The following is an 11,994-nucleotide window of genomic DNA, read 5'->3' as shown; positions in this document are numbered from 1 at the left end:
TTTTGGATTAAGCAATCAATATCAGGCATTCGGTTGAACTGTTTGCCTTGTGCCTGGTGTTGGGCGACAGGGCAACGTCACTGTAAAGGTGGTCCCCTGAGCTTCGGCCGATTCTACGCTTATTGATCCCCCATGTGATGTTACAATTTCCTTTGTGATAAAAAGACCCAGTCCCAGCCCTCCAATGGTTTTATCTTCGTCAGGATCTCCAGTCTGGAAGCGGGTCATGGGTTCAAAAATTGTTTTTTTCGCACTTTCGGGAATAGGCATTCCCTCGTTGTGGACTTTCAATACAACATCCTGACCTTGTTCCTGGGCGACTATACTTACCGGCCTGACTGTTGATCCATGCTGTAATGCGTTGGCAGCGAGATTTGAAATGACCTGAGCGAGCCGATCGCTATCCCACTCCCCGTGAAGATCACCAATCGACTTAAATTCAAGCTGATGATGTGGATAGGCGGATTGGAGTTCCTTGACGATTTGCTGACATAAAGATCCCAATTCCATCGGCTTTTTGTTGACCGGAATACCGGACCCTAGGCGGCTGCGTGTAAGATCCAATAGGTCACTCACCAGACGGTTCATACGCTTGGCGCTACTGAGGATCACATTGACTATTCCCGCAGTGTCAGCAGCCTGGTTTTTATTCAATACCGATGCTGCCATTACGATGGCCCCGATTGGGTTGCGTAGGTCGTGGCCTAAGATGGCCAGGAATTGCTCCCTGGTATTATCCACAGTTTCTGAAAAGGCCGTAATTGATGTCGTAAGAGCTTCGTCAATGGCCTCGTTAAGTCGGGTCATATCTCCCGATTCAGAGCCTTGTGCCTCTTCCCATTTACGGAGAATACTGGCGCGCAACGCCCGAAACTCCGATGCAAGTTGAACAATGCTGAACCCCGTCTCCAAGCGGCCGTACGCATGTCTTTGTCCAACTTTACCGAGTTGTCTATCGGGGCCTTGTCCTTTGGATTTCTCTGATTGTTGAACTTTGCTCTGTGACATTTTCATGTCGTTAACGATGGCCATGAGAAGGTCTTCGGCATGATCCTCCAGGTCTTTCAGACTGAGGTCTTTAGCCCATGGCTGCATGGTTTGGGCGAACTCGACCCACGAGGTGATAATGGTCGAATGGTTGTTTTCGATGAATTCAATAAGGTTCATGATGAGTCCGCTTTTGCTTTTAGTTTTGAATCATTGATGCATCCCTATCTGCCGTTCAAAATTGGGCGTGCCAACACAATATCCCGTAGGATGATTAAGCAAATAGCATGCCGTACAGTCGTTAACTGGGTAAAAGTAGACGCTCTAGCGAATCGTGCTTGGGTTCGATTCAGTTTTTGATGCGATCCAGTCTGGCAACGAGGGAATGACTTGCATCAGCTTTGCCACGGTCTCATTATAGATTTGCTCCATCCCGTCCAGAACAACCTCCGTGGATCTGATATCACTCAAACCCAACCGCTCTACGGTTCGGCAGCATTCAGTAAGGCGCAACGCGCCAATGTTTGCACTTGATCCCTTGAGGGAGTGTGTGTGGGACTTCAGCGACTCTAAATCGCGTATTAGAAAAGACTGTCTGATTTCTTTGAGTCGGCTGGCGGAAATGTCCAAATAAAGAGAGAAAAGTTCGAACGGAAAGTCTGGATCATTATCTTTCTCGCCCATCATCAACAGATCTTGAATAACTTCATCGTCTAAAAGCTCTTCGTCCGATGAGTTTGGCTGTTTGAAATCATGAGACGGATTAAAGTCCATAGGTAGCACGCGCGCAAGCTCTGTCTGAAGCTCCGCGATTCTTAAAGGTTTGGTCAAGAAGCCATCCATTCCAGCTGCAATACAGGCATCGCGGTCAGCTTCTTGAGCATTTGCTGTAAGTGCAATGATAGGGATTCTCGTTTTTCCTGCTTCCAAAGCCCGTATCATCATCGTTGCCTGAATGCCGTCGAGTACGGGCATTCGATAATCCATAAGTATAGCGGAAAATTCACGGTCATTGAACGCTTCGACAGCCTGTTGACCGTTGGTCACGCATTCGGTCTTTACTCCCAAATGATGCAGGAATCGTACTGCGACCTGCTGATTCACAATATTATCCTCGGCAATAAGAATCTTACCGCTAAAACAAGCCTGATGCAGCGGAATCTCTCTCAACTCTTCTCGAGGTGAGCCCTTGGGAAAATCATGCGAAAATGCAGTCGCCCCGTCTCGAATCTGTCGGACCAAAGAAACCACATCGCCCAAGTATACGGGGACATTGATAATCCATAACCGGGAATGCCTGGTCTCGTCCGTGGTTGGGTCATTTATAAAGCAAAGCTGGATGACGGAATGACCTTTCTTGAGAAATTCATCTCGAGCTGCCACGAGCTCTTTTTGACGGGAAGAAGATTCCGAACAAAGATCAATTATAACGATATCCAGACCTGAATTGGCTTCAACATTGATGCCAGCCCACTGGAGCTCGCGACACAAGATTGATTTTCGGTGAGGGGACAAGCTTATGAGCTGTACTGTACATAAAGAGGATAGTTCCCGCTCTGGAGTGTTGGGGGCCGAGGAATCGAAGGGAATATCGCAACGAAAATCGGAGCCTTTTCCCAACTCGCTTCGAACACTGATTTCGCCCTTCATCAGGTTCACTAGACGTTTGGAAATGGAAAGCCCCAGGCCTGTCCCGCCCTTTGTTGTGTCGGCATGAACTTGATTGAAGGGCTGAAACAGTTCCGATAGGCGCTCGTTAGGTATACCGACTCCAGTATCAGATACCTCGAATCCAATAATGCAGTAGTTCTCAGTTGCACTGGCGCTGACAGAGACACGAAGGGTTACATCGCCTGTATCAGTGAATTTCACCGCATTGCCAACCAAATTCGATAGCACCTGCCGCAATCGAACTTGATCGCCGCAGATGGTTTTTGGGACGCCAGGCGCTACAGCAGCGAATAAACCCACCCTTTTCGAGTTGGCAGCCGGCGCGTGGATCGCCATAGCCTCTCGGACCAGGTTTTCGATCTCAAAGGCTTTTGTTTCCAGGATGAGCTTTCCTGCTTCGACCTTGGACATGTCAAGTATGTCATTAATGAGAACCAGGAGATGATCACCGGATGCTTGCACTGTTCTGAGGAGTTCTTGCTGATAAGGCTCAAGTTTTGTCAAATTGAGGAGTTGGACCATTCCGAGCACACCATTGAGCGGTGTCCGAATCTCGTGACTCATATTTGCCAGGAATTCTGATTTGAGCTGTGAAGAGCGTAGCGCAGCCTCTTCCGCTGCTTTAAAAGTTATGGCCTGGTTTTTATAGCGTGAAACATCATGAATGGACGCAAGGTAGGCAAGGCGGTTGTCCCATTCAATCCGCGTGACACGCATTTCGGCGGTAATCGGACCTCGTTTTCGAGACTCAATTGTTAGCTCTATTGTCCTGTCGTTGGTGAGCGGATAGCCGAAATACGAACCGATGAATTCGCCACCATTTTTATCAAATAATTCCATTGCGGCTGAATTTGCGAGGCAGACAATCCCTTGCTGATCAATGATAATAACGCCATCATGGCTGCCTATGATGACTTTCCGCAGGTAGCCGACCTGATCTTCAAGGCGGCGCTGAAGAAGTGCACTTTTTGATTTCAAAGACGAGACCACTCTCTGACGAGCACAAGCATTTATGATACTGCTTTTCAAGAGTCCACTCGACAGGTGGGCGTCTGTGAGGAAATCCTGAAGACCGCTGCCGAAAGAATTGGAATAGTCGAGTTGTGTCGTTGCGCTTACATAGACGAGGGCAGCGACAGTGGGCTGCCTTTCGTGAATCGCACTGAGGTAGTCCTTGAAATTGAGGGATTCGCTGCTATCAAGCAAAACGGTATCGTAGCACCGCGACGCAAGCCTTCCAAGGCAAGGCTCCAGACCAAAAACAATATCAAACTCCCAGCGCTTTTCATCCGCACAGATGGTGCGAACCGCCTGTAAAAAAACACTTTCCGAACGCAGATCATGCAACGTTACAATAAGTATCCGGCACGAGGATAAGCTCACCTGGTCTAAGTTCGTTTGGAGCAAGTTTCTACTCATTGAATCTGTGAATTTGCTCGATTATATTGCACATATCAAGAAAGTTACATATTTTTTCTGTTGAATAGATTTTTTTCGCTGCCCCGAGAATTGCCATGACATCCATTTCATAATGATTCAATTTGAGAATGGAACCTGTTTGGGACATAAGCGTTGACAACGTGCATCGCAAGGGGAAGCGTTATGGTTCAAGGTGCATACGTACTGAGGCTTTATATTGCAGGCCAATCCCAAATGTCGCAGACTGCTGTGTCGGCTCTAAGACGCATTTGTGCTGAAGATCTTCATGAAGCCTATACTATTGAAATTATAGACGTAATAGAGCGCCCTCAGTTGGCTGAAGATGAGCAAATCGTAGCAACCCCTACGCTCATAAAACGGCTGCCCCCGCCTCTTCGCCGCGTAATAGGCGATTTAAGCAACCGCGCCCAGGTTTTAATAGGTCTCGACTTGAAGCCTTTGGTTCACAAACATGCCCAGATTTAACTTTTAAGCATGTAGGAGAAAAAATGGACGGTCCTGCAAGTGCGAAAAGCATATCGAAGGTAGTCGAAATCGTAGAAAAAATTCAAACCGGAATCGCAGGACTTGACCTTATCACCTACGGGGGCATTCCGAAAGGGCGTACAACACTTGTTGCTGGCTCTGCAGGAAGCGCAAAATCTGTTCTGACGGCGCAGTTTATCGGGGAGGGCATACGTAAGTGTGGAGAGACCGGGGTTTTGGTTACGTTTGAAGAAAGCCCGGATGATATTCGTCAAAACATGATGGGTCTTGGACTTGATATAGCTCAGTGGGAAGCCGAGGGAAAATGGGTTTTTGTCGATGTATCCCGCCGGCCTGATGATCAAGCAGTCAAGACGGGGCAGTTCGATTTGAGTGCGTTGCTGGCACGCATTGAACATGCCATTAACAAAATTAAAGCATCAAGAGTCGGGCTCGATTCACTGGGTGCTGTCTTCAGCCAGATCGAAGATGACAGGCTTGTGCGATCGGAACTTTTTCGAATCGGCTGGGCTTTAAAAAAGCTTCGTGTCACATCTCTCATGACGGCAGAACGTATTGAAGAATACGGTGACATCTCACGCTTCGGTGTTGAAGAATTTGTTACCGACAATGTTATTCTTTTACGTAATAACCTCGAAAATGAGAAGCGCAGGCGCACCATTGAAGTGTTAAAACTTCGCGGTACGAACCATCAAAAAGGGGAGTTCCCCTTCACTGTCCTGTCGGGACGAGGAATAGTTATCATTCCCCTTTCGGCAATCGAACTCCAGCAAAGGTCGACGGATATCCGAACCAGCTCGGGGAATATCGAGCTCGACAAAATGTGCGGAGGCGGTTTTTTCCGAGACTCCATTATTCTCATTTCCGGTGCCACGGGAACCGGCAAAACTTTAGCTGTCACAGAATTTCTTGAAGGTGGAGCGATTGCGGGCGAACGCTGTCTCATCTTTGCTTTCGAGGAAAGCCGAGATCAACTCTTTCGCAATGCCGCAGGCTGGGGAGTGAACTTTGAGACTCTTGAAGCCCAGGGCCTCTTGAAGGTGATTTGCGAATATCCTGAAAGTGCGAGTCTTGAGGACCACCTCGTTCGCATGAGAGAAATCATAGAGGAATACAGGCCGGGTCGAGTCGCAGTCGACAGTTTATCGGCTCTGGAACGAGGGGCATCGCCACGCAGTTTCAGGGAATTCGTTATATCCTTGACCTCATATATCAAGCATGAAGAAATTACTGGCTTATTTACGGCAACGACATCAGCATTGCTCGGTGGTTCGACGATCACCGAAGCACACGTCTCCACCATCACGGATTCCATCATTCTTCTCAGATATGTCGAGATCTTTGGCCAGATGCGGCGAGGATTGACAGTTCTCAAGATGCGCGGATCAATGCACGATAAAGACATTCGAGAATACTCTATCGATGCCGCTGGTATGCATATTGGGCGTCCATTTCGTGACATTAATGGGATACTTTCGGGACAGCCTCAAGCCGTACCCTATTCTGAAAATTCCAAGCTCAAGGATGCTTTCATGGACCACTCCGCTGATCGAATCTGACGGTGGAGGTTTATTTGATGGACTCACAATCGACACGTTGCGTTTCGAGGCGATCCCTTTGTAAAATTAAGCACGGTCAAATCTACATTGATTAATCCCTGTGCAATTATTCATGTATATGTGTCTGATCGACATATGAGGTGCGAGTTTGCAATACGTCCTCCGCTTGTTTGTTGCAGGTCCCTCAGAGCATTCGACAGCGGCGATTCGTAACCTTTGGGCCATGAGCCGTGGGCCGTTAAAATCGAATGCTAAGTTTGACATTGTTGATGTGAGACTGAATCCAGAAACCGCTGAGGCCCACAACGTCTTCATTACACCAACGCTCTTAAATCTGGCGCCAGGCTCCGTTCGCAGGGTCGTGGGAGACCTTAGCGACCATGACCATGTTCTCGCGGCACTTGGTATAACCCAGCGTTCTGGCAAGAGTGATGCTGAGGAAAAGATCCTGTAAGAAGGACTATGCAACCCGATCTGGACTCGATGCGGACGAGCCATTATCAAAATTAGTAGACCCGCTTCGAAGCGGGACAATCACCAGACGTGTCAGGAAAATGGATTTCGATAAAGTCAGACAGCCAGGCTGCTTTGATTATCAAACAAACCGCGTGCTCGCGCTCGTATCTCGGCTTCTTTGAGAGACGGCAGCTTGCTTTCAGAGCAAACTTTTGTGCAATGAAATTCGAATTGCTTTGAGCCAAAGCGGGCAATCAAGATTCTAAGCCCATACTGCTCACAAAAATACAAATCGTAGGCGCGGCCATCTTTATAAGGCCCGAGATAAACAGAGCTCTTGATATTGCTGGGATACGTAGGTTTCATCAGGTGGGATCCATATTGGAATCAACTGCTTGACAGTCTATGGGATAAGTTTATGGTGTCAGTCTAACGGAATACAATATGATAAGCAAAACAATTCATCCAGCCCATGATGAGCAGAAGCGAAACATATCGTACTCCCAATCATTCTTGAGCAGCGGTTAAGCCTGGTAACATGGAAGGTCCGATAAAGCCAACTCCGAATTCTTCTCGTCTGGTTGCTTAACCTCTATTACCGGAAAACCTCGTGTGACAGAGCTTTCGCGTCCCTTTGCAAATTCAAGATGGTTAAGAAATTTATGGAGAATAGGCTGGAATTTTCCGATAAACCTAATGGGCAAAGCTTATGGAAGAGGACCCGAGCACTCGACGACATATGTTAATATAGATGCAGCGGGAAGCCAGAATTTATCCCGGAGCCTAAAGCTTTATCAGGAATATGTCGTGATCATGCGCAAATTGCTGGCTATACTTATCCTATTGAGCTTCCACCAAACACTGAATGCAACCGTCGCTGATTCCATTGAAGCCAGCGATAAGTACAACAAAGCCTTCGAGCAAAATTTCCGAAGTAGCTTGAGCGAAATGTCAGGGGATAGCCCTGAAAGAATGCGAAAATATTTGGCTCGCCCGGATCTTACCGAGGAGCAAAAATATCTCCTCAAGCGAGAATTAAGCCTGGGTCTGACGGATAGCACCAGGGAGTTGGAGCAGTCTTGCCGGGAAGTCACGATTCGAGAGGATGATTACCTATGGGCGGCTCATTGTTTAGAGTTTGGAAGTTTGCCGCTAACAGAAAAACGCTCGAAGCTTGAAGCCTTGTTTCAGACCGCCATTCTTAATCACAACGGCACCGCCACAGCTTCTCGTATTGGCGCCCGACTTCTGGACTTGCTCTGGGCTCAGAACGATATTGCTGCGGCCCGGTTGGTGTATAAGACCTCACTGGACATCCTTCCAAAAAATGCTCTGGAAACACTGGCGTTTCTAAAATGGAGTCTTGCCAATGTCTATACCGTTCCTGGCAATAGTCGCAAAACTATAGCTGAAGGATTGGATCTCTATATTGAACTGGAGCGTATCTACCGAAGTGATACTGACAGCAAAGACACTGCCGATTTGTTGCTCTACAACATCGGCGATACAAAGTTCACCTCCTTTAGCGACTACCGGGGCGCACTTCAAGAATTTCAAAAATTAGCGCCTGGGTTCCAATATTGGATCGACAGCAGGATTTTTTCTGCCTTGTCGCTGATTCAGCTGGGAAAACCCATGGATGCGAGAACTATCCTGGATAATATTGATTTCAAAGATTATCCCATGGCCAATCGAATTCCATTCCTGAAATGTTATCGCGATATCGCCGTCCAAGCGCTTGGTGATGGAGGTGACCTCAGATCCTGTGTCAATCTTCCTGCAGACTCTCAACTTGATGTGATTATGCATATTACATCAGAACTCAGCCGTAAGAATCTTACGACCCAGACTGAGATCTTGCTGTGGCGTCAATTCTGGAAATTTTACACTAGTAAGATCATTCCTCAGCTGCAATCACATAGCGATCAGCAGGTCGACGCCATGGAACTTCAGAGGGCGAAAGTTGAGAGCCAATTCAAAGATCTTGAACTTAAGTACTTCTCGCTTCTTAAAATCCTTTTTGGAGTTTCCATAGGGGGATTGATATTCATTCTGTTCTTTTTCATCAGGCTTAAAAAAGAAAGCGATAAGAGCAAAAAATTGCAAACCTATATTCACAAGAGTGTATTGGCTCGGTTTCTTCCCCCTGTCATAGTCGAAGAAATAATCCAAGGAAAGTCCAGAATCGAGTCGAAACCCCGTGAAGAATTCATTACCGTACTCTTCTCTGATATGGTGGGTTTCACAGCGCTTTCAGGACAACTCGGTGCCCCTTCAATTGCTGATATTTTAAATCGATTCATGCAGAAAATGACGGAAGTCATCTATCGTCATCACGGTACTGTCGACAAATTCATGGGTGATGCGGTCATGGTGCTATTCGGAGCGCCCCTACCCATGCCCGAAAAAAAGCAAGTGGAGACAGCCATCCTTTGCGCTCAGGACATGATTCTTGCCATGGGAGAGCTCAACCTGGAATTTCATCGGAATTTCGGGGTGACCGTGGACATTAGAATTGGAATTAACCAGGGGCCTGCGATCGTAGGTACCTTCGGGGGCGCAAAGCGATCGGATTATACTGCCATTGGCCCAACCGTAAATCTCGCTTCGAGAATTGAAAGTACGGCAAACCCCCACGGGATCATGTTCAGTGCCCAAGTCGCAAAGCATTTGCCAGAAGAGGCCTTCGAGAGTCGAGGTCTGTTCAAGCTAAAAGGGATTGCGAACGAAATTCCGCTTTTTGCACTTAGCACGGATTGGAAGAGTCAAACACAGCCGATTACTCCTTCATGACCGGAGTGCTTTATCGCCATGAACGGCGAAAACAGCGCCTGCCGGCGGACTTGCGAACGATCATGTTCGGTTCTTCAAGGTGATGGAGTTGGCACGTCAGGATATTGAGACGACCATAATATATGGCCACGGGGCAGGGATCAGGGGCACTGTATGTGTTGATATTTTTTGGTACTTTTCATTTTCAGTGAGCTGGTGGATTGGCTGGTTTTGGGTATGGTTTGGTCCCTATTCGTACCATTTTCTTGACCGAATTTTGACCGCGAGCTGGAGCAAGCCTTGAAACCGGCGCTCGACCTATTGAAGTACGGTTGTGCTACATACCGATTTGCCGTCTTCGCCTTCTCCACAGACCACCTCACGACAGGTATTATCTTCGACCTTTCTGCTGGATTCGAGCTTGTTGAAGCCATAAGGGCATGATCCATTAATAGCATTACAGCGTCCTACATATCCAGCCCATGAAAGGAAAAATCCAGCTTTAGATTCACATATATCATGTTTTTTCTTACTGAACGGGATGGTGCTTCCACAGGATATCAACGTGGAATAAAACAAGATCGTAAATGCTATAAAAGTTCTATTCACCAGTCCTCCCTCTTTCCCTCGTAAGGGAAGATCGGCAGATGAATAGGTTATTGATAGCACCAAGGACGAATTATCGTATTCTCGTGTATTCCTACGCGCCTCCACGCGACACTGATTGCATTCGGGTTCAAATTTGTTGGCGCAAGTATCTCGATTGATTCTTGATCAATCCAGATTCTTGAGGCTTTTGTCACGATGCCCTGATGGGCTTAAGTTTAAGGCCCTTTAGCCTTTGCTCAGCCTCGTAAACATCGAATTTTTGCTGAAGATTCAGCCAAAACTCTGGAGTCGTACCCAGTACTTTGCTGAGCCGGAAAGCGACATCGGGGGTTAAGCTGGAACGGCCATTGACGATCCGATTAATGACCTTGTAGTCAACTTCGATATGCTTTGCGAGAGCTGCTTGCGAAAGCTGTAGAGGCTCCAAAAACTCCTCAAGAAGCACTTCGCCTGGTAGAGTAGGCTTACTAGCCATATCAATTGCCTCCCTTAATGATAATCACAGATTCGAACTTCATGGGCGCTATTGTCTTGAAAAATTTTTCCGTGTCATTACATGCGAAACTCTGAATCATTGACGCTCCGTCCCTGAGCCAACTGATTCAGTGATATACTCTAGGAAGGTATACCTTTCCAAGGTATATCGGTAACGCATCAAAAAGACTTGAATGTGAGTTACACCGAGCAGCACTGGCACTGGATCATTAAGTAAGCGCAAACACAGGGAAATTTTCACAGAAGACAAAAAAGCCGGTCAAAGACCGGCTTCTTTTGTGCGTAACTGGCTGCAATAGCAGGCGGATCTTACATCATGCCGCCCATGCCGCCTGTTTGGTTTGGGTTGGAAGTTGGTTGGTCTCGAGAGGTATCCGTTGATATTGTTTGGTTCTTTTTACTTTTGTTGAGCTGACGGATTGGCTGGCTTTGAGTATGGTTTGATCTCAGTTCGTACCATTTTCTTGACCGATTTTTGACCGACACTGTGGCCAGAGTCACATCACGACGAAGAATGTCTCAATAACGTCGCCAACGCATTTTCCAAAATCTCGAAGGTGCAGTGCCACGTGTCCGATCCCTATAGGCTTGTGTTCTCTATAAAAATTTTCAAGGCTGTCCACGCCCTTCACGCCTTCCTGTAGAAAGGATAATAACGATTCATCTCTATATCTGATTGCTGGCGATTCCAGATTAACCTTTTGATCGAGATTCAAGGCTCCTGATTCTGCCTGGAACTTCATATAGATATTCAAGGATGAGTATAACTAGGTCGTGGATCATTTCCGCATCCGTTTTTGAGACCTCTCCTTCTTTGTAATGTGCACCCAAATTTCTAAATGATTTTATTCCGATCGCGATCTTTGCGATTTGATCAGGGAGTATGCCTTTATCTTTAAGCTCCTTGATTTGACCGTCGAGCATCTTCGCTTTGACATCATAAGACTGAAAGACAGCCTCTAGAGTTCGCCCTACAGCAATTGCAAAGAAACCATAGTCTATATGTTTGACAGCTTCTGCTTTCTCGACCAATCTAGAAATCTCTGGTGGAAGATGTCTGACCTTGTTTTTGGGTTTTGGATACAGCACTTGAAAGCTTGGCTCTTCCTCGTATTCGTTCATGCGTTCGTCGTAATAATAATATCTTAGGTGGTAATTGTCGCAAGACTGACACTTGAGGAATTGAAAATTGTCTGACTGACTACAGGGAGAATCTTCTTCAGCGACATCTATGTCGTATTCGTGCAAGACATCCATAGTAGCTCTATTACTGCAGTGTGGACATCCAACCTTAGTAATCGTTCTTTTAGGAATATTCACATTTGATCCCCATAAGCTTTTTTTTCATTTTAACTTATTTGATCTTGGCTGGGGCGTGTGCGCATTCCACGATTTCCGACCGCCAGGTCCGCCGGTAGATGTCACAAAAGATGTCGTTTCCTGATATAAAACCATCATGGAGGATTATCATGGCAGCTACAGCTTATTCCCCAGAGTTTAAAGAGCGTGCAGTTCAGGC

The 11,994-nt window shown here is 46.9% G+C and carries 8 protein-coding genes; 4 read left to right on the top strand and 4 right to left on the bottom strand.

Annotation, left to right across the window (positions count from 1 at the left end; translation table 11 throughout):
• Window positions 1–21: 21 nt before the first annotated feature.
• Both VE954_RS41215 and VE954_RS41210 read right to left on the bottom strand, forming a co-directional pair.
• Window positions 22–1,167: a sensor histidine kinase gene (locus VE954_RS41215; protein WP_324964230.1), complete on the bottom strand. Its 1,146-nt coding sequence runs from the start codon at window positions 1,165–1,167 to the stop codon at window positions 22–24.
• A gap of 144 nt (window positions 1,168–1,311) precedes the next feature.
• Window positions 1,312–4,065: a hybrid sensor histidine kinase/response regulator gene (locus tag VE954_RS41210; protein WP_324964228.1), complete on the bottom strand. Its 2,754-nt coding sequence runs from the start codon at window positions 4,063–4,065 to the stop codon at window positions 1,312–1,314.
• A gap of 195 nt (window positions 4,066–4,260) precedes the next feature.
• On the opposite strand from VE954_RS41210, the gene VE954_RS41205 reads away from it, so the two are divergent.
• The 4 genes from VE954_RS41205 to VE954_RS41190 all read left to right on the top strand — a co-directional run bounded on the left by VE954_RS41205 (window position 4,261) and on the right by VE954_RS41190 (window position 9,392).
• Entirely contained in the window at window positions 4,261–4,563 is a 303-nt protein-coding gene (locus tag VE954_RS41205) for a circadian clock KaiB family protein (RefSeq protein ID WP_324964225.1), read from the top strand.
• Window positions 4,564–4,586: 23 nt separating this feature from the next.
• A complete protein-coding gene (kaiC, locus tag VE954_RS41200) occupies window positions 4,587–6,143 on the top strand; it encodes a circadian clock protein KaiC (RefSeq protein WP_324964223.1) in 1,557 nt (518 codons plus the stop codon).
• Window positions 6,144–6,291: 148 nt separating this feature from the next.
• Complete coding sequence (locus tag VE954_RS41195; RefSeq protein WP_324964221.1) at window positions 6,292–6,597, top strand: circadian clock KaiB family protein; 306 nt, start codon at window positions 6,292–6,294, stop codon at window positions 6,595–6,597.
• An 815-nt stretch (window positions 6,598–7,412) separates the two neighbouring features.
• Window positions 7,413–9,392: an adenylate/guanylate cyclase domain-containing protein gene (locus VE954_RS41190; RefSeq protein WP_324964426.1), complete on the top strand. Its 1,980-nt coding sequence runs from the start codon at window positions 7,413–7,415 to the stop codon at window positions 9,390–9,392.
• Between the two features lie 778 nt (window positions 9,393–10,170).
• On the opposite strand, the gene VE954_RS41185 is transcribed toward VE954_RS41190, so the two are convergent.
• Entirely contained in the window at window positions 10,171–10,455 is a 285-nt protein-coding gene (locus tag VE954_RS41185; RefSeq protein ID WP_324964219.1) for a HigA family addiction module antitoxin, read from the bottom strand.
• Between the two features lie 713 nt (window positions 10,456–11,168).
• Window positions 11,169–11,597, bottom strand: coding sequence for a DUF4145 domain-containing protein (locus tag VE954_RS41180; protein ID WP_324964217.1), 429 nt, complete (start codon window positions 11,595–11,597; stop codon window positions 11,169–11,171).
• Window positions 11,598–11,994 lie beyond the last annotated feature (397 nt).

This window comes from Oligoflexus sp., from assembly GCF_035638955.1.
Taxonomy (GTDB): Bacteria; Bdellovibrionota_B; Oligoflexia; order Oligoflexales; family Oligoflexaceae; genus Oligoflexus.
The sequence above is the reverse complement of the archived record's forward strand: the minus strand, read 5'-3'. Positions and strand labels throughout refer to the sequence as shown.

Bases quoted from the DNA above. Each gene is read 5' to 3' on its own strand.
- VE954_RS41215 (WP_324964230.1), bottom strand. From the start codon at position 1,167: ATGAACCTTATTGAATTCATCGAAAACAACCATTCGACCATTATCACC.
- VE954_RS41205 (WP_324964225.1), top strand. From the start codon at position 4,261: ATGGTTCAAGGTGCATACGTACTGAGGCTTTATATTGCAGGCCAATCC.
- kaiC (WP_324964223.1), top strand. From the start codon at position 4,587: ATGGACGGTCCTGCAAGTGCGAAAAGCATATCGAAGGTAGTCGAAATC.
- VE954_RS41190 (WP_324964426.1), top strand. From the start codon at position 7,413: ATGCGCAAATTGCTGGCTATACTTATCCTATTGAGCTTCCACCAAACA.
- VE954_RS41185 (WP_324964219.1), bottom strand. From the start codon at position 10,455: ATGGCTAGTAAGCCTACTCTACCAGGCGAAGTGCTTCTTGAGGAGTTT.
- VE954_RS41180 (WP_324964217.1), bottom strand. From the start codon at position 11,597: ATGAACGAATACGAGGAAGAGCCAAGCTTTCAAGTGCTGTATCCAAAA.